General features: G+C 52.5%; 16 protein-coding genes and 1 riboswitch. Of the genes, 9 read left to right on the forward strand and 7 right to left on the reverse strand.

Going from position 1 to position 19021, the window contains the following annotated elements:
* Nucleotides 1-305: 305 nt before the first annotated feature.
* Nucleotides 306-2003, reverse strand: a complete 1698-nt coding sequence (locus RB297_RS19360; RefSeq protein WP_375121175.1) for an alpha-amylase family glycosyl hydrolase — start codon at nt 2001-2003, stop codon at nt 306-308.
* Between the two features lie 604 nt (nt 2004-2607).
* Here RB297_RS19360 and RB297_RS19365 point away from each other — a divergent pair.
* The 3 genes from RB297_RS19365 (at nt 2608) to RB297_RS19375 (ending at nt 6807) form a co-directional block, all read left to right on the forward strand.
* Complete coding sequence (locus RB297_RS19365) at nt 2608-3642, forward strand: LacI family DNA-binding transcriptional regulator (protein WP_009593335.1); 1035 nt, start codon at nt 2608-2610, stop codon at nt 3640-3642.
* A gap of 120 nt (nt 3643-3762) precedes the next feature.
* A complete protein-coding gene (gene pgmB / locus RB297_RS19370) occupies nt 3763-4413 on the forward strand; it encodes a beta-phosphoglucomutase (RefSeq protein ID WP_012818805.1) in 651 nt (216 codons plus the stop codon).
* 90 nt (nt 4414-4503) lie between these two features.
* Nucleotides 4504-6807, forward strand: a complete 2304-nt coding sequence (locus RB297_RS19375; RefSeq protein WP_375121176.1) for a glycoside hydrolase family 65 protein — start codon at nt 4504-4506, stop codon at nt 6805-6807.
* 232 nt (nt 6808-7039) lie between these two features.
* On the opposite strand, the gene RB297_RS19380 is transcribed toward RB297_RS19375, so the two are convergent.
* Both RB297_RS19380 and RB297_RS19385 read right to left on the reverse strand, forming a co-directional pair.
* Nucleotides 7040-8086, reverse strand: a complete 1047-nt coding sequence (locus RB297_RS19380; RefSeq protein WP_096774662.1) for an EAL domain-containing protein — start codon at nt 8084-8086, stop codon at nt 7040-7042.
* A 205-nt stretch (nt 8087-8291) separates the two neighbouring features.
* A complete protein-coding gene (locus tag RB297_RS19385; protein WP_375121177.1) occupies nt 8292-9827 on the reverse strand; it encodes a diguanylate cyclase domain-containing protein in 1536 nt (511 codons plus the stop codon).
* Nucleotides 9828-10085: 258 nt separating this feature from the next.
* On the opposite strand from RB297_RS19385, the gene RB297_RS19390 reads away from it, so the two are divergent.
* The 6 genes from RB297_RS19390 (at nt 10086) to RB297_RS19415 (ending at nt 14836) form a co-directional block, all read left to right on the forward strand.
* Nucleotides 10086-10469 carry a VOC family protein gene (locus RB297_RS19390; protein WP_012818801.1) on the forward strand — a complete coding sequence of 128 codons (384 nt, stop codon included), beginning with the start codon at nt 10086-10088 and terminating at the stop codon, nt 10467-10469.
* Between the two features lie 175 nt (nt 10470-10644).
* Nucleotides 10645-10754, forward strand: a riboswitch (TPP riboswitch).
* A gap of 121 nt (nt 10755-10875) precedes the next feature.
* Nucleotides 10876-11907 carry an ABC transporter substrate-binding protein gene (locus RB297_RS19395; RefSeq protein ID WP_375121178.1) on the forward strand — a complete coding sequence of 344 codons (1032 nt, stop codon included), beginning with the start codon at nt 10876-10878 and terminating at the stop codon, nt 11905-11907.
* Nucleotides 11908-11995: 88 nt separating this feature from the next.
* The gene (locus RB297_RS19400) at nt 11996-12289 is read left to right on the forward strand and encodes an MTH1187 family thiamine-binding protein (RefSeq protein ID WP_009594139.1); all 294 of its coding nucleotides are present in this window, start codon (nt 11996-11998) and stop codon (nt 12287-12289) included.
* Nucleotides 12286-13044 carry an ABC transporter permease gene (locus RB297_RS19405; RefSeq protein ID WP_192569860.1) on the forward strand — a complete coding sequence of 253 codons (759 nt, stop codon included), beginning with the start codon at nt 12286-12288 and terminating at the stop codon, nt 13042-13044. The genes RB297_RS19400 and RB297_RS19405 overlap by 4 nt, the downstream gene beginning before the upstream one ends.
* Nucleotides 13045-13098: 54 nt before the next feature.
* Nucleotides 13099-13932 (forward strand): ABC transporter ATP-binding protein, encoded by an 834-nt coding sequence (locus tag RB297_RS19410; protein WP_096774668.1) that lies wholly within the window; start codon nt 13099-13101, stop codon nt 13930-13932.
* 88 nt (nt 13933-14020) lie between these two features.
* The gene (locus RB297_RS19415) at nt 14021-14836 is read left to right on the forward strand and encodes a TatD family hydrolase (RefSeq protein WP_375121179.1); all 816 of its coding nucleotides are present in this window, start codon (nt 14021-14023) and stop codon (nt 14834-14836) included.
* Nucleotides 14837-14870: 34 nt separating this feature from the next.
* On the opposite strand, the gene RB297_RS19420 is transcribed toward RB297_RS19415, so the two are convergent.
* The 4 genes from RB297_RS19420 to RB297_RS19435 form a co-directional block, all read right to left on the reverse strand.
* The gene (locus RB297_RS19420) at nt 14871-15047 is read right to left on the reverse strand and encodes an aspartyl-phosphate phosphatase Spo0E family protein (RefSeq protein ID WP_009594144.1); all 177 of its coding nucleotides are present in this window, start codon (nt 15045-15047) and stop codon (nt 14871-14873) included.
* A 158-nt stretch (nt 15048-15205) separates the two neighbouring features.
* Complete coding sequence (locus tag RB297_RS19425) at nt 15206-16756, reverse strand: extracellular solute-binding protein (protein WP_374705893.1); 1551 nt, start codon at nt 16754-16756, stop codon at nt 15206-15208.
* A gap of 71 nt (nt 16757-16827) precedes the next feature.
* Entirely contained in the window at nt 16828-17712 is an 885-nt protein-coding gene (locus tag RB297_RS19430) for a carbohydrate ABC transporter permease (protein ID WP_375121180.1), read from the reverse strand.
* 30 nt (nt 17713-17742) lie between these two features.
* Nucleotides 17743-18723 carry an ABC transporter permease gene (locus tag RB297_RS19435; RefSeq protein WP_036664971.1) on the reverse strand — a complete coding sequence of 327 codons (981 nt, stop codon included), beginning with the start codon at nt 18721-18723 and terminating at the stop codon, nt 17743-17745.
* Nucleotides 18724-19021 lie beyond the last annotated feature (298 nt).

Genomic DNA, 19021 nt, shown 5'->3' on the forward strand with positions numbered 1-19021 from the left:
GGCCCTTGCAAGCTTTTTTTTATGTATGCCGTAAATTCATCTTTTGTCATTGTAACATGGGATCCCCGATGTTCATGCATCCGATTTGCTAACCTGCCGTGCTCCCTCGGGAATATCCTGTTCTCCGGCAAACCGGCGGAGCTTCTGGAGAGCCCGCATTCCGTGACGGCCAATTATTTGCGGCAGTTTCGGGCTTAGTCCTCTGAGTAGCCTAAGGGCTTGGATGTCAAACAAGACCCCGAGCACGCCTCCTTCCAGGGGCTCGGGGTCTTGTTGTGTTTTGCTGGATAAGGCAGGATCGCAGCCTATTCCAAAATAACGGTCGTATAAGGCGGCAGTGTTAAACTGCTGCCGTCCCATGCCGCGCTGTCGTCGGTGGTTCTCGCCAATGACCGGAAATCCGCAGATCCGTTCTTGGATGCCAGGTCCACGGTCTGCTCCGTGCCTGAAAGGTTATGAACCACTAAGGCCCCGCTCTCGTTTGTCCGGCGGATATAGGCCATCACTTGCTGGTTCCCTGACGCATAAGATTCAATCGTGCCGCTGTTCAGGGCAGGCATCTCATTCCGCCACCGGATCAGCGTGCGATAGCGGAACAGCAGGGAATCCTCGTCTCCGGTCTGCTGCTCTACGCCTTGGACCTGATCGCCGCGGTTATGCGTAAGCGGCTCCCAGTTCGTCTGTCCCTTATCGCTGCCCGTATTGGACCAGATCATCGGCTCCCGGATTTGCTCGTCCGGCTTCGCTCCCTTCATCCCGATCTCTTCGCCGTAATAGATAAACGGATTTCCCGGCATTGTCAGCAGGATGCCGGCAGCCATCTTGGCGTGGTTCACGTCATCCTTCAGCTGGGACATGACACGGTTCATGTCATGATTCGTCAGGAAGGCAGCATCCGTAAACTTGCCGTCCGATACCTGGCTGAACAAGCCATATGTCCGCTCCAGGGTGAAGGCCAGGTTGTTATCCTTCTCGTTCATGGCGGCACCGACGATGCTCTCGCCCAAGCCGAAGTTGAATCCGGAATCGAATGCATTCTCCAAATACGGCCCGATGACCGCAGCGGAATTATCCCAAATCTCCCCGACGATATAAGCCTCCGGGTTCACTTCATTCATGCTGGCTCGGAATTCCTGCCACCAAGCCGTATTCTTGGCCGTGGTCGCCTCGCCCTTATCGGACATCAGATCCTCGTAAATATGCTTGGCTGCATCGATCCGGAAGCCGTCGACGCCCAGCTCCAGCCAGAACTTCCCGATATCCTTCATCTCCTCGCGGACCTTCGGATTATCGAAGTTCAGATCCGGCATCCCGCCCCAGAACGTGCCCATGTAATGCGCCCCGTTCATCTCATGCCAAGGGGAGCCGCTTCCCGCCGCGCTGGATCCGGAAGGCGTTTTCCCTTGATCCTCGGCCCAGATGTACCAATCGCGGGTGCCCGAGGCCTTGTCTTTCGCAGCCTGCTGAAACCAAGCATGCTCCGTGCTCGTGTGGTTGACCACCAGATCCATAATGATCTTGATCCCGCGCTTATCCGCTTCGGCAAGCAGCGTCTTAAAGTCATCCAGCGTCCCGTAATCCGGGTGAATGGAACGGTAGTCGGTCACATCATAACCGTGATAGCTCGGCGAAGGATGGATCGGCATCAGCCAAATCCCCGTCACGCCAAGATCCTCCGAGGTTTCCGGATTTCCGTCATTCAAATAATCCAGCTTCTCGATGACCCCTTGCAAGTCACCGATCCCATCCCCATCGGAATCATAGAATGAACGCACGAAAATTTCATAATAGACGTCGGAGGACTGCTCATCCACCTCCGTTTTTCCTTCTGGCGCAGGCGCTTTCGTATTCGGTTGTTTCGATTCCGAAGCCGCCGGCGGCTTCGCTTCCTCTTGCGGCGCAACCGCGGTGCCGCTGCAGCCTGCAAGCAGGCTTCCCGTAAGCGCAAAAGCCGTAAGCCATATCGGCAGAGCCCTGCGTCTTCCCCATGTATTTCGTATCACGCTGTTTCCCCCTGTTCGCTCACGCAGCTGATATTCATCGAGTCATTCCGCTTATGTAATCTAAAGTATCTTCATGTATAATCAGAAGCGCAAACGTTTGAATTAAAAAGCACTAGATATTTCCAATAAAACGGTTACATAATAAGGTCTGGCTTTAATTCCATCTTCAGCGGTTGATAACGGCCTGTTTTTGATCCCACTCTATCATAACCCACACTTTCGTTTTGTTAAATCGTTTGCACAATGCCATTTTAAGTTGTTTTCCGGTTTTTTCGGGCCATAATACCGGCCTTTCTTCCGTTTTCTAATCCTTGCTTCTTTTTTGATGCATTTGTGAAATAATTGCGTTGGACTGACTTGGATACGTATTTACAAGCCTATCGATTAACGTTAATATAGCAGTGTGAAACCGTTTAACATACCGGATCAATATGCCTTTAGATCAATAGGTATCCACGTATACACAGGGCCTGACAGACCCACAATTTAATAAAGAGGAACGGTCGGCGAACAGCGGAAAGTTACTCTTGTGAAATAAGGGAGACTCCAGTAGTCGCTTTCTTATTTTCAAAAAAACGCAAACGGTTCCACTGGAGGTCCTATTATGTCAGTAACGATAAAAGATGTCGCAAAACGAGCGGGCGTATCCCCCTCCACCGTCTCTCGGGTGCTTTCCAACCATCCAAGAATCAGCCGCGAAACCTCGCGCAAGGTGAAAGAGATCATGGAGGAAATGGGCTACCATCCCAATATTATGGCCAAGAGCCTTGTTTCCAAAACGACAGAAAGCATATGCGTCATTCTGCCGAAACCCGCGGAGGAATTGTTCCTCAACTTATTCTTCATGGAGCTGATCCGCGGTATCGTCACCCAAGCGAACCGTTCCGGATACGATGTCGTTCTCAGTTCGGGCGGCAACGAGAAAGAGGAAGTCGAAGCCGTATCCCGCCTTCTTAACGGCCGCCGCGTCGACGGCGCCATCTTGCTTTACTCCAGGCAGGACGACCAGGTCGTTGATTTTCTGAAATCGAACAACTACCCGTTCGTGCTTGTCGGCCGGAGCGAGAAATATCCTGACCTGTTATCGGTCGATACCGATAATGTGCAGGCGGCCTATGATGCAACCAAGCATTTGATCTCGCTTGGGCATCAGCGGATCGGTTTTGTCAGCGGGCCGCCAAACCTGATCGTATCCCAGGACCGGATGAAGGGCTACGGAAAGGCACTCGCCGATGCAGGCCTTGAAATGAGAAAAGAATGGATTGTCGAAGGCGAGTTCCTGCAGGAGAGCGGCTATCGCGCCATGTCCTTTTTCATGAACCTGCCCGAGCGGCCGACGGCGCTTGTCATTGTCGACGACATTGTCTCTTTCGGCGTGGTTCGCGGACTGCACGAGCTGGGGTATAAAGTTCCCCAGGACGTATCGATCATCAGTTTCAACAACATCTCATTGACCGAACTATCGACCCCGCCGCTGAGCAGCGTTGACATCGGCATCTATAACCTGGGTTATACCGCCTCGCAGGCGTTGATCCAGACGATTCGCAACGATGACAACACGATCCTGCCGCACCGCTATATTATTCCGCATCGATTGATGATCCGCGAATCCTCGATGTTTTCGCCGCCGAAATCTTGAGTGTCGACGAATTTGCGGAGCATAGCAAGAAGTACTTCAAAATAAAGAAGCATCCTGGTGCTTCCTTTATTTTTGCAGCTTGGTTCAAACGTTTGCACTAATTCCTTAAGGAGGATGATCATGTCAACCCTATCCGCTTGTTTATTCGATCTAGACGGTGTGCTCGTGGATACCGCCAAGTATCACTACATTGCCTGGAAGCGTCTTGCCGGAGAGCTTGGCTTTGAATTCACGGAGCAGGACAACGAACGCCTGAAGGGAGTAAGCCGCATGGCTTCCCTCGATATTCTGCTTGAGGTTGGCGGAGTATCGCTGGATGAAGACGCAAAGCTGGCGCTGGCCGAGAAGAAGAATGCTTGGTATGTCGAGTATATTTCCAATATGGACGAATCCGAGATTTTGCCTGGAGCCCTCGAATTTATCCAAGCCTTGAAAGACCGCGGCATCAAGGTTGCGCTGGGCTCCGCCAGCAAGAACGCGATGCTGATCCTGAACAATACCGGCCTGACGCCTTACTTCGACGCCATCATCGATGGAACGAAGACCAGCCAAGCAAAGCCGGATCCCGAGGTATTTACGCTGGGAGCTCGCGAGCTTGGCGCCGACCCTGACGCCTGTGTCGTATTCGAGGATGCCGAGGCCGGAATCGAAGCCGCCATCCGCGCGGGAATGCGCAGCGTCGGCATCGGTTCGCCCGAAACCTTGGGGCGCGCCAACCTCGTCCTTCCTTCCCTGGAAGAGTTAACGGTGGACCGACTGCTGGAGTTATAAACGTGTGAGCACATGCGTTTACAGCATTCAGCAGCATCATCCCATATAGATATGCAACCATTTTTCCTAAACCTAAAGGAGCCGATGATTGTGAAACAATATTTAAAGCTTGATGAATGGTCAATTATTGAAGAGGGCTTTGATCCTCACACGCATGAAATTTCAGAGAGTATCTTCAGTATCGGTAACGGATTCATGGGCCAACGCGCCAACTTTGAGGAGTCCTATAGCGGTTCCTCCCTGCAGGGCAGTTACATGGCCGGGGTGTATTATCCGGATAAAACACGCGTAGGCTGGTGGAAGAACGGTTATCCTGAATACTTCGCCAAAGTGCTGAACAGCACCAACTGGATCGGCATCGGCATTGAAATCGACGGCACGCCGCTGGATTTGGCCAAATGCACGGTGAAGGATTTTGTGCGCGAGTTGAATATGAAGGAAGGCTTCCTCTCCCGCCGCTTCACCGCTGTCTTGGAAGACGGCAAGGAGCTCCAGATCGAGGCGGTTCGCTTTGTCAGCATTGTACGCCACGAGATCGGTGCCATCCGATATGCCGTAACGCCGCTTAATTTCGCTGGAGAGCTTACGGTTACGCCTTATCTCGATGGCGATGTGAAGAACAAAGACTCCAACTATGACGAGAAGTTCTGGCTGGAGGTATTCAAGGAAGCCGCGCAAGGCGCGGCCGCATTGACCGTAAAAACCAAAAAGCTCGATTTCCATGTTACCTCCGTTATGTCTTATTACCTTGTTAAGAACGGGGCGAAGCTGGATCTTCAAGCCGAGCTGATCGAGAAAGAGAAATATGCCGCGAACCGCGTAAGCGTCCCCGTATCCGAAGGCGAGGCCGTCACCATCTATAAATACGTGGCCAACGTCACTTCCCGCAATCATGGATTCGGCGAGTTGGTGGATGCTGCGCGTGCCGTGCTGGAACCGGCGGTGGAGACCGGATTTGAACAGCTGCTGAAGGAGCAGGCAGATGCCTGGGGCGACAAATGGAAGGAAAGCGATATCGTCATCGAAGGCGATGTGGCGGCCCAGCAAGCGATCCGCTTTAACATTTTTCAGCTGAACCAAACCTACAGCGGCGAAGACGACCGCCTGAACATCGGGCCTAAGGGCTTTACCGGGGAAAAATACGGCGGCAGCACCTACTGGGATACCGAGGCTTATTGCCTGCCGTTCTATCTGAGCACCGCCGATGCCAGCATCTCGCGCAACCTGCTGATCTATCGTTATAAGCACCTGGAAAAGGCGAAGGAAAATGCCAGAAAGCTCGGCTTCACCAAAGGGGCGCTCTATCCTATGGTGACGATGAACGGCGAGGAATGCCATAACGAGTGGGAGATTACGTTTGAAGAAATCCACCGTAACGGCGCGATTGCCTATGCCATCTATAACTATGTCAATTATACCGGCGACTTCTCTTACCTCGGCCAATACGGTCTGGAAGTGCTCGTGGAAATCTCCCGTTTCTGGGAGGAGCGCGTGAATTACGTGCCGGCGAAGGACCAGTATATGATGCTGGGCGTCACCGGCCCGAACGAGTACGAGAACAACGTCAACAACAATTGGTATACCAACCGCATTGCCAGCTGGACGATGGAATACACGCTCGACGTGCTGGAGTATTTGAAAGAGAATGAGAATTCCCGCTATGCCGAGCTTACGGCGAAGCTTGCCCTGCAGGATGCCGAAACGGCCAAATGGCAGGATATCATCAGCAAAATGTACTACCCGGTAGACGAGGAACTCGGCGTCTTCCTGCAGCAGGACGGTTTCCTTAACAAGGAGCTGGTTCCGGTGAAGGAATTGGACCCTGCCCACCTGCCGCTGAACCAGAACTGGTCCTGGGACCGCATTCTGCGTTCGGTGTACATCAAGCAGGCCGACGTGCTGCAAGGATTGTTCTTCCTTGGCGACCGGTACGACCTGGCTACGAAAAAACGCAACTTCGACTTCTATGAACCGTTCACGGTACACGAGTCCTCCCTCTCGCCATGCGTACACTCCATTCTCGCGTGCGAGCTCGGGTACCAGGAAAAGGCGTACGAGATGTACCTTCGTACAGCCCGCCTGGATCTGGACAACTACAACAACGATACCGAGGACGGCTGTCATACGACCAGCATGGCGGGAACCTGGATGTCGGTTGTGCATGGCTTCGGCGGCCTGCGCGTGAAGGACGGCGTATTGCATCTGAACCCGTTCATTCCGGGGCATTGGTCCTCCTTCTCCTTCAAGGTGATGTTCCGCGGATCCCGCCTGAAGGTTAACGTCAAAGGCCATGAAACCCTCATCGTGAACGAAACGGATACGCCCGCCGTCCTGAACGTGAACGGCAAGGAATACGCCATCAGCGGATTTGGAGAGGTAACGGCTGCAAGATAAAAGGCACTGGAGCTTCAATGCGCCGGCCCATACAAAAACAAGAGCCCTGGAAAATCTTCCAGGGCTCTTGTTTTTACAGAAAACGGGCTCCTCTACATCATGGCTCATTCTTGAAGAACCCGTCTTCGTCCATGTCAGGCATCATCTGCAGGTTCGGCTTCAGCCATAAGCCGGGATCAGATAAATGCCATCGCTTTGCGCCTCCGTGCGGGGGAAATGCCGATTATGTATGTTATGAATAGATCAGTTGAGTATGAGGATCACGCGGAGGGCGCTCGGCTGGCTTCCCAAACAAATACCCCTGCGAAAGCTCGATCCCGATATCTCGGCAAAAATGAAACTCCTCCCGTCTCTCGATGCCTTCTGCAAGCACCATGGCCCCGAAATCATGAGCCATGTTCGTGATCATTTCGAGCTGCTTCTGCTGGGCGGGATTTCGATCGCAATGGTCGATAAGACTCCGGTCGATCTTCACATAATCCGGCTTAAGCTTAATCATCTGCTCCAATGTGGAATAACCTGCGCCGACGTCATCCATGGCAACCGAGATGCCGTGGCTTCGATATACCTCGAATATCGACTGCAAATGCTTCACATCGTCGATCTTCTCGGTTTCCACCACCTCGAATACGAAATCCCTCGGATCCAGATGGAGCCTGTCGATCGTATTGAAGGTGTGGCTCAGACACATCTGCGCATCGTATATCGAGGACGGCAGGAAATTCACGAACCGCTTCACGCCGATCGGAAGCCACTCGGCACTGGTCTCAATCGCACTGGTGCGTGCCGCCTGGTCCAGGAATGAATGCAGTCCGGTTTTTCGGGCTGTCTCAAACAGCTCGTACGGCTGGAACCGGAGTCCCCACTCTACCGGTCGAAGGAGAAATTCATAGGCCACGATCTGCTCGTTTGGATCCACGATGGGCTGCATGTAGCTCGTAAACTGCTTATGTAAAATGACATTCACCATATCATAATGCTCCATCTGCAGTTCGAACTTCTGCATAGGGATCCACGAATGCCGGATTTGCGGAGCTCCTCCACGGGTAACACAGAAGGACAGCTCTTGACGAATCTTCAGCGGAAGGGGTTGCAGACACTCGATGATGGAGATCAGGTCCGCTCGTACCTTGTAGTTCACAGCACAACCCTCATTGTTCTCTTGTACCGCGTAGCCGTTCACTGCCAGCAATTGAATAAGCTCACCACTTGCAGGCTTCATATGAATGGTCCCCTGGTCCTCAATCGGTTCAAAGGTGCTGCAATTGTCGCAAATCATGTTCGTCCTCCTTGGCAAGCTAGCTCTCACTATGCTTCTTATCGGCATTTTGAATATGATTTCTTTGCATTTTATGGATTTTATATCGAAGTTATGACCTATTTTGCGAGAAATGCGCAAGATTCGTGCAATGATTGCGCTAAATTCTACAATAATCGACTTATATTGCTCTTAACAACACATTGTCGATATCCGAATCTTTTGTCTATTCGACTTTTTGATCCAACAGCTGCAGCAGCATCGTTCGTTCCACATCGAAATGCCAGCGGGCGTTTCGCTCTTTGGCCGCATACATCGCTGCATCCGCGCGACCGATCAGCTCTTGGTCGTTCCTGGCATGATCCGGATAGACCGCGATGCCGATGCTCGGCGTGGTTCGGACCTCATGCCCTTCCAGCTCATACGGCTCGCTCAGCATCGTCCAGATCTCTTCCGCCATCCAGATCAGTTCCTGATCCTCGCCGGCCGGATGAATCACTACCGTAAATTCGTCCCCTCCTAAACGGGAAACCAGAACGCCTTTGGATTCAAGGGTTTGAAGACGGGTCGCGACCTTGCGAATCAGCAAATCGCCGGCACGATGGCCGTAGCGGTCATTCACTCGTTTAAAACGGTTCATATCCATATATAGAAGCCCTACGCGGGAACCCGCACGGTCCGCCTCCTGCAGCGAGCTCGACAGCCTCGCGTTAAAGTAGCGGCGGTTATAGAGTCCCGTAAGATCGTCGCGATGCGCCAAGGTCTCGCTCTGCATCAGGCTTTGATGCAGCCGGTCAAACAAGCGGTCATTCTCGAACTGGATCAGGATCTGCCTGATCAGAATCAGGATGACGCACAGGGATAAGCCGGTAAAAAGCCCGTTCCACCCTCCGAACCGCTGCACCATAAGGGCAAACATCCCGCCAAGCACGCTGTAGGGAAGCAGATATCTTACGATCAGATTTCCGAACGAACGGGGCTCCCTCTCATCCAACGATTGATTTCGGGCATCGGGAGCTGACCGCCCTCCTGCCAAACCAATGATGAATACCGATAACGTATACAGTGGGTACAGGTATGAACGAACTTCAACACCCTTATAATCGACGAGATACATATGCAGAACATCGGCGGCAATGTACATGCTCCCGCCGAGGCATATCAGGAAGACCGCCCGTTTCCTTAACTGTCCTGTGTTAAAATACAACACCAAGGTGAAGAAAATAAGCACCGTTGCGCACAGCGGGTACAGCATGTCCACCCACAGCTTTCCCCATAAGGCTTCATTCGCCAAACCGTTAAGCTCGGGCTTGATGAAATATTCCCAGCCTACCGTCATGACCGTTATGCCAACGATCACGATATCCAGCATAAACCGCACTCCCCGAAACGAACCTTGTACGTGCCGGAACAAATAAATGAGGGCACCTGCAAACAGGATGATTTCGAATCCCCAGAATAATTGAGTCAAAATTGTACGGGAAGCGCTCTCTTTCCCCAGCCAAAAATAACAAGCATCGATGATTCGAGCCGAGGCATCCGCCATCAGCCCGGCACTTGCGATAAGCCAAAACCTTCGAAGATGCGGCTCGTAATGCCGACTGATCCGTAGTAAATAGACGGAAGCGGCAGCGGAAGCCATAATGACTAGAACACGCTGAAGCAATAAAGCATCAGGCATCCACAGAACGGTCATTATCTGAATGAATGCATATATGATGGCGAGTCGAATCCACAGATGATCTGCTGGAGTTGGACTCATAAGCATTCCTCCTCGGCCAAAAGGCAAGCTTTCTTCAATGCTTGTTTGTTAGGTCTTTTGAATTAATAGTTATAGTTCTCATGATACTTTTTACCCACCTAAAAGTAAAGATGAGGAAATGAAAGAAAGACCATCGATTCTACTCTATTAAACCATCGCGCTCCAAAAGCTTTCCGTCCTCAAGGCCCACTTGACGTATAGGAATTATATGATAACATTTCAGTCATATCTCATATGAATCGGAAAGGGTGTTTAGCCTTGTCACAGAAACGATTGGATCATGTCGGCATTGTCGTCCGGGACCTTGAAGCCACGATTGCTTTTTACACAACCGTCGTCGGACTTGAACTGAAAGATCGCCTTACCCATACCAATGGCGTCATCCAGCTGGCATTCCTCGGATTTAACGGCAGCGACGAAACGGAAGTCGAGCTTATCCAGGGCTACAGCGACACGCTTCCCGCAGAAGGCACCGTCCATCATTTCGCCGTCAGCACCGATAACATCGAAGCGGAATATGTGCGCGTACAGGGACTGGCCGTACCTCATCTTGACGAAGAAATCGTAACGCTTCCGAACGGGTACCGCTATTTCTTCGTCCACGGTCCCGAAGGAGAATGGATTGAGTTCTTCCAGCGCTAACCGCTGCCGAACAGGATCCTATCAAAATGCTTCATCCCGTGAATGGTTAACGGGGTTCATTCTTCCAACCGCACAAGCCATGCCCAATACGAAGACCTGCCTCGTTCGCATCCCCTTCCGAACTAGACAGGTCTTTGCGTTAGGACTATAATAACGGATGTAACGTCCGAAACTTCATAAATCCCGGGGGAGCTGGAATTTGGCCGGCTGAGAGTGTATCCGATGATACTGACCCTTACACCTGATCTGGGTAATGCCAGCGTAGGAAGTCCATGTTTGCGGCAGCTATGATTTGCCGTGGTATACACTTACGCCGTCATGCGTCCTGATATCATTCAGGGCGCTTTTTTTGTGGAGTTAACGAGGTCATAGAAAGAGAAAGAGAATTCAAAGGAGAGAAGACAAGATGAAGAAGGGAAAATGGATGGCGCTGCTTCTCGCTTGCGCCCTGCTGATGGTTGCGGCGGGATGCGGTACAGGCGTACAGAACGAAAATACAGGTACCGAAGGCGCAGACGGCCAGGCGGCCGAAAAGCTCCGCGACGTACAGCTGATGCTCGATTGGTCGGCCAACACAAACCACACCGGACTGTATGCAGCCAAGGAGCTCGGGTATTATGAGGAAGAAGGGCTTAACGTCCAGATCGTCCAGCCAGGGGCCGGCGGAACGGATACGCTGGTCGCATCCGGCAAGGTGCCGTTTGGCATCAGCTACCAAGAAGGCGTCACGCTTGCCAGAACCCAAGGCCTGCCGCTTGTCTCCATTGCGGCGATTATTCAGCATAATACATCCGGCTTTGCCGCCCCCAAGGACAAGGGGATCGTCAAGGCTGGCGATTTTGAAGGGAAATCCTACGGCGGCTGGGGCTCGCCTGTTGAGGAAGCCGTCATGAAATCCATCATGGAGATCGACGGTGCCGATGTCAGCAAAGTAAATATGGTTAACATGGGCGATGCCGATTATTTTACGGCCGTCAAACGCGATATTGATTTTGCCTGGATCTTCTATGCCTGGACCGGTATCGAAGCCGAGCTCCGGAACGAGCCGCTTGACATGATCTATGTGAAGGACTACTCCGAGCAGCTTGACTATTACACGCCGGTGATCGTAACGAACGAGAAGCTGATCCAGGAGGACCCGGAGCTTGTCAAAGCATTCATGCGGGCGACCTCAAAAGGATACGACTATGCGATTCAACATCCTGAGGATGCGGCTGCCCTGCTGACGAAGGCCGTTCCCGAACTGGATGCCGAGCTGGTTCATGCCAGCCAGAAATGGCTGAGTCCCCGCTATCAGGATGATGCTGCCCGCTGGGGCGAGCAGAAAGCCGAAGTATGGTCGGGGTATGCAGACTGGATGTTTGAACGCAAGCTGCTCGAGAAGGAGCTTGATGCGGACAGCGCCTTCACCAATGAATTTTTACCGGAGAAACCATAGGATGCATTTAATTTGGAAGAGAGACGGCCTGTCCGACAGGCTGCCTCTCTTCCATTACAATATAGCTTGCATGAAAGGATGAGTTTAGATGGCAAACACCCTCTTGAGCATACAAGTGATACCCAGAACGCCGGATGGAGGCGACAGCATTCCTTATGTGGATGAAGCGATTCGGGTCATTCAAGAATCGGGCGTGAAATACGAGGTCCATGCGCTCGAAACCACCTTGGAAGGAGAGCTTTCCGAGCTGCTGAAAATCGTTGAGCGCATGCATGAGGCGCTGGTGAAAGCGGGAAGTCCCAGCGTCATATCCCAGGTCAAAATCGCGCACCATCCGGGCGGCATCAGCATGGATAAGCTGACTGAGAAATACCGTCCATGAGAAAAGGCTGGTGGAGCTCCGTTTGGCCGCCCGCTGCGGCGGTCCTTTTCTTTTTGACGGTATGGCAGGCCGCGGTATCGGTATTCGATATAGAGCCGTATATTTTGCCGGCGCCGACGGCCATCGGGCATGAAGCCGCCACCGGCGCCTCCGGCCTATTTCAGCATACGCTGGCCACGCTGCAATTAACCCTGGTCGGATTTATGATCGGTACGGCGATCGGCCTTGTCATCTCGTTGGCCCTGCATCTGGTGCCTTTTCTCAAAACAGCCCTCTATCCGCTTCTTATTCTTAGCCAGAACGTGCCGACGATCGCTCTCGCCCCGCTCCTCATGATTTGGTTCGGCTTCGGCATGCTGCCCAAGGTTATCGTGATTACCCTGGTCTGCTTCTTCCCCGTAGCCGTTGCCGCCCTGGACGGACTGGCGCGTACCGACCGAACCATGATGAATTACATGCAGATGGCGGGAGCCACTTCATGGCAGATCTTCACCAAGCTGGAGCTGCCGCATGCGCTCCCCTCCATCTTCTCCGGGATCCGCATCGCGGCCACCTATTCGGTCATGGGTGCGGTGATCGGGGAATGGATCGGCTCGGACCGGGGCATCGGCTACTATATGATGCTGCAAAAATCCGGCTACCGCACGGACCGGGTGTTTGTTGCCATTCTGATCATCGTCCTGCTCAGCCTGCTGATGGTGCTGCTGATCACCCTGCTGGAGAAGCGCCTGATCCGCTGGAATCGAAAAGGCTAGAACCACGGTGAACGGACATTTTCCAACCTATATAAAAGGAGGCTGTTTAGCGACATGACATATCAAGTATCCCTGCCGGATCATGACGGGCAGCGCCGGTCATCTACCGCGGTCCCGCCAGCGCCTGCCCTTGAGGTTCGCAGCCTTCATATCACCTTCCGCGAACGGCGCAGCGAAGTGCACGTGCTGGATGGCCTTTCGCTTCAGGTGCAGCCCGGGGAATTCGTCTCCTTGATCGGTCCTTCAGGCAGCGGAAAGAGCACGCTCTTCCATATCATCGGGGGGTTAACGGCTCCGGATGCGGGCTCCGTACTCATGGACGGTCAGGACGTGACCGGAGAGAAAGGCCGCATCGCCTATATGCCTCAACAGCCGGCCCTCTTCCCTTGGCGTACGGTGGAGGACAACGTGCTCCTTCCCGAGGAGCTGAGAGGCACCTCGAAAACCGCCGCCAGGGAAAATGCCCGCAGCTGGATGGAACGGGCCGGGCTTGCCGGCTTCGAGAAGGCGTATCCGCATACCCTTTCAGGGGGGATGCAGCAGCGGGCCGCCTTTCTGCGCGCGCTGATGAGTCCGCAGGAGGTTATGTGCCTGGACGAACCGTTCAGCGCGCTCGACGCGCTGACACGCGGCGATATGCAGCGCTGGCTGCTCGATATCTGGGAGGATACGCGCCGTTCGGTGCTGATGATTACCCATCATATCGAGGAAGCGCTGCTGCTCTCGGACAGCATCTATATCCTGTCGGCGCGGCCCGGGACGATCCTGAAACGGGTAGAGGTCCCTTTTCCCCGTCCGCGCAGGGAAGACATCCTGAACGACCCGTCCTTTATCGCGCTAAAAACCGAAATCTCCGCCATCATGCGCGAAGAACAGCACAAGCGTTGAGCCGCATAGGCAGGATACAAATGCCTAAGCTCCTGTATCCATTATTCAAGAGCGCTTCTCGGAGGCGTACAAGCGAGGTGATGTAACGATGAAATCATTCACGCAGACGGAAACGAATCCCCCTCTGCTGGACACCCATATTCATCTGGATTCTTATGCCTTCTCCGATCAGCAAACGATTCTTGCGGATATCCGCAAAAGCGAAGTTCAGTCCATCATCTCCGTTTCCATGAACCTGGCTTCCAGCAAGCGAAACCTGGAGCTGGCCAGGGAGTACGGACCGTTTGTGCGGCCGGCATTTGGTTATCATCCGGAACAGCCCGTCCCTTCCCCTGAAGAAACCAAGGAACTGCTGGATTGGATGGCTAATCATGTCGACGACATGATTGCCGTCGGAGAGGTCGGCCTGCCCTATTATGCCAGGCTGGAAGCCGAAACGGAGGGCCGGCCGTGGGATAACCGCCCTTACGAATGCCTGCTTGAGCAATTTATAGCATTTGCGAAGCGGCATCATAAACCGGTTATTCTGCACGCTGTATATGAAGATGCGGATACCGCATGTGATTTGCTCGACAAATATGGCGTCACCCGCGCCCATTTCCATTGGTTCAAGGGCTCCCGTGACACCTTGCAGAGGATGGCGGATAAAGGCTGCTATATCTCCTTCACGCCCGACATTCTTTATGAGGATGAAATTCGCGATATTGCCCGTATGTATCCCGAGCATCTTGTCATGACCGAAACCGACGGCCCTTGGCCGTTCGATGGCCCGTTCACCGGACAGATGACCCATCCTAAGATGACGGCTTCCGCAGCGGCGGCATGGGCCGAGCTTCGCGGGCTGGCCGTTTCCGAGGCTCGCAGGATTTTTTACGAGAATGCGGTTAGACTTTACGATCTATAAAAAAAAGAATTCCCGTTCCATTCAAGCCGGTTGTTTACGCAATCGGTTTGTTTTCTTTAAGGAACCGGTTATATTGGTTAATCAGTTCATCGAGCACGATCGATTGCCTGAGGACTTTAGGATGGTTAAAATCACGATACCGCTGCTTCATTTTATGAAGCTTGTTTCTTTCCTGCTCGATATCAAACCTAATGCCTTCCTTCGTTTTCATGACTTTATGTCCTCCCCTCATGTAATATTTTATGCTTTAATGTAAAATTATAGGATGTTTGATGTTAGACATCAGGGGCCTAAAATTGAAAGGGACAGGTCCCAAGAAACAAAAAAAACCACAATGCGGGCTCACTCGCATTATGGTTTGGATTTCGGTTATTTCACAAATTTCTCCTGATACGCCTTCGAGATCTCCTCTGTAATCTCCTTCATCTTCGGATCGCTTTTAATCGTTTCGATCAATTTATCGTACGATTCAACCGGTTCCTTGCCGGTAATGACCATGACCCGCATATCCTCTACTTTCTTGGAAATCTCGGGATAGTATTTGTTATAGGCTTCGGAGTAGAGCTCGCCTGAAGGATTCGGCACCTTAACCGTCTTGCGCTCCGTAACGATCTCTACGTTTCGTTCATACACCTCGTCCGGCATCCCTACCGCATTGATGGCCATATCGTCGCTGACGAGGTGAATCATATTGTTCAGGTTTCCATCTCCCGTCTTATCGGTGACGGCTTGCGGCGTTGCGACCTTCTTTCCGTTCTCCAGATTGTAATGGACGCCTTCGATTCCGTAGGTCAGCATCTCGTTTCCTTCTTGGCTGTAGCCATAGTCGAAGAACTCGAGGATCTTCTTGACCTTGGCCTCAGGCACTTTCTTCGGAATGAGGTACACGCCATAGTACGGGGAGCCTGAAGGCGTATACTTTACCCCGTTGGCATTCTCCAAGTAAGCAAGCGGCATCAAATCCGCCTTGGGATCAACGTCCTTCACGGCTTTGCCGGTTACCCAGGCATGGTTCATGGACATGCCGCCAACCCCTGCCTTGGCGCTTCGCATCGTATCCATCACCTGGGAGAACTTCATGATGGCAAAATCTTTGGGGAACAGGCCCTCGTCATAAGCCTGCTTGATCCACAGCATGGCCTCCCTTGACGCGTCCGACGTAATAATCGGAGACAGGGTGTTATCCGGCTGGAGCTTCCAGCCCCCTTGCGTTTCATTAAAGATATTATAAATATACGCGAGCGCGCTCGGATTAGCGGCATACGGAATCTCATCCGCCTGTCCGTTACCATTCGGATCCTGTTCCTTGAAAGCCTTTAACACGTTATGGAACTCATCCAGCGTTTTTGGCGTTTCCAGCTGAAGGGCATCCAGCCAATCCTTGCGGATCATCGGGAACACCCCGCCCCCATAGCTTGGGTAGTAACGCGGAATCACGATGTTCTTGCCGTCCACCTTGGTGATTTCCCACATTTCCTTCAGCTCTTCGCGATTTAAATTGGGGTAGTCTTTGAGAAAAGGGGTCAGATCCCAGAAGACTCCCTGCTTCAGCATCTTCTGCAGCTGCGGGTTCTGCATCGTTTCCACGAAAGTAACCTCCGGAAGGTCGCCGGACGCAAGCATGACATTGATTTTCTCTTCGGCCGTGGATGGGGACAACCACGTAATATTCAACTTGGTATTGGTGCGTTTCTCCAGCTCTTTCCATAGCGGATTGGTGTTGTCTATGAATTCGGTGGCATAATTCAAGGTCTGTATCGTGATGCTTGTAGGTTCACTGCTGTCTGTCCCGCCCTCGCTGCCGCTCGAGGGACTCCCGCCGCGGCTGCCGCATGCGCTAAGCAAGAGCGAACTTGCTAAGAGCAGCACCCCCGACATTTTTAAAAACGACTTGCTCGGCTTTGCATCCATTTTTTTCATCATTAGACCTCCCTGTTTATGATACCTCTTTCCTGACTGACCATGTTGGAAAAAGAAAACCGTATATCGGATCATTCCTTGACGGAACCCACCATCGCCCCTTTGGCGAAGTGCTTCTGCAGGAATGGATACACTAACATGATTGGAACGGTAGCAATGACGACCGCTGCCATTTTCAACGTTTCCGTCGGAACCGGACGGTTCACCTGGAAGGCAAAGCCCCCGCCGCTTCCCGATCCCATTGTCGTGGGATCCACCAGCATATTTTGGAGCAGCACTTGCAGCGGCCACATCTTCTGGTCATTAATAAACATCAGCGCGTTGAAGTAAGTATTCCAATAGCCGACCGCGAAGAACAATCCGAAAGCCACCAGCGCCGGCAGCGACAAGGGCAGAATGATTCGCCAGAACACGCCGATATCATTGGAGCCATCGATCATCGCGGCTTCCTCCAGACTGTCCGGAATGCTGTCGAAGAATCCCTTCATGAGCAGCACATACCACGCGCTCGTCAAGCTCGGCAGGATCAGCGACCAGACGCTGTCGATGAGTCCCACATTTCGGACGACCAGATACAGCGGAACCAGCCCCGGCGTGAAGAGAAAGGTGATTAACACCATAATCATGATCGCCTTGCGAAACCGAAGCCGTTTTCGGGACACCGCGTAAGCCATCCCCCCGGTAACGAGCAGACTGAGCATCGTGCCGACCGTGGCCAGGAACACGCTTATGGAGATCGAGGTGACAAACAACCCGTTGGACAGTAAATGCTTGTAAGCATCCAGCGTCCAATCCCGCGGCCATACTATCAAGCTTCGTTGATAATACTCCACCGGATCGGTAAATGACAGAATAACGGTATAGTAAATCGGAAATATCGTTGCCAAACCGATGATCAGCAGCAGGCCGTTGTTTACGAAGCCGAAGAGCCCGGTTTTCCATCCTTTCTCATGCATGCTTTACTCCTCCTTGTCTTCGCCCGTCCTCTAGTACAGGCTTTCTTGACCGTATCGCCTCGCCAATCGGTTGGCCGAGACCACCAGGATGACGCCGACGATCGATTTGAACAACCCGATGGCCGTACTGTAGCTGAATTCTCCCTGCCTTATCCCCACCCGGTATACATAGGTATCGAACACTTCGGCTACATTGGTGACGGGCGCATTCATCATCAGATAGATCTGTTCGAATCCGGTATCCATGATCGTTCCCAGGCGGAGGATCAACAGAATCAGGATCACGTTGCGCATCGCGGGCAGGGTAATATGCCATATCCGTCTCATACGGCCTGCGCCATCCATGACGGCTGCCTCGTATAATTGCGGATCCACTCCGGCGATGGCCGCGAGGAAGATGATGGTCCCCCATCCGACTTCCTTCCAGATGGATTGTGCCGTCAGCATGCCCCAGAAATAGTTCGGATTGGAGAGAATATCGACCGTTCCCCAATCCATGGTAACGAGCCACTTATTGAACAAGCCCTCCGATTGCGAGAACATGAGGTAGGTCAGCCCATAGATCAATACCCAGGATAAAAAATGGGGGATATACACCAGCGATTGAATGGTCCGTTTATAGAAGGAGCTTCGTACCTCATTCAGCATCAAGGCTAAAATAATCGGCGCCGGGAAAAAGAAAATCAGGCTCAGGAAGCTAATCGCCAGCGTATTGCGCAGCAGCATCCAGAAGTCGTCGTTGGAGAAAAACCGGGCGAAATGCTCGAAGCCTACCCAAGGGCTTCCGAACACTCCGAAGTACGGCGAGTACTCCTGGAAAGCAATGACGAGATTCGTAATCGGAATATATTTGAAAATGATAAAAAAGATAAGACCCGGCAACGCCAGCATGTATAAATACTTGTCGCGAGCTACATCCGACCGGATCCGCCCCCACTTCGTTTTGGATTTCGCGGGTATAGGGGCGCTCCCGCTTCCTTTTGCCGACTGAACGGTTTCTTGTGCTTTCATCGATACTCCCTCACTTTCAGCCTTGTCGTCTCGTTCAAACCTACCGTTCGCGGAACGTATCCCTAATGTAAACGGTTGCAGAATTGCCTGCAATTCCACTTTTTTTCCGTCGCGGCCCTTTCGCCTCTCCCTTCGATGCACAATACGGAAAAATGCCTGCCTGCCAAGCGTTTCGCATCATCCATTTCCTCGAATTGCACTTTTTTTCCTTGGTGCCGGAATGCCGTGTTCATCGGCATCAATAGGAAAATGTGATCTTTTCAACTAATCCCCTCTTTCGCTATGATAGTATTTAATG

Origin of the sequence: Paenibacillus sp. CR_12, assembly GCF_041953985.1 — a bacterium.
Classification (GTDB): domain Bacteria; phylum Bacillota; class Bacilli; order Paenibacillales; family Paenibacillaceae; genus Paenibacillus_AQ; species Paenibacillus_AQ lautus_A.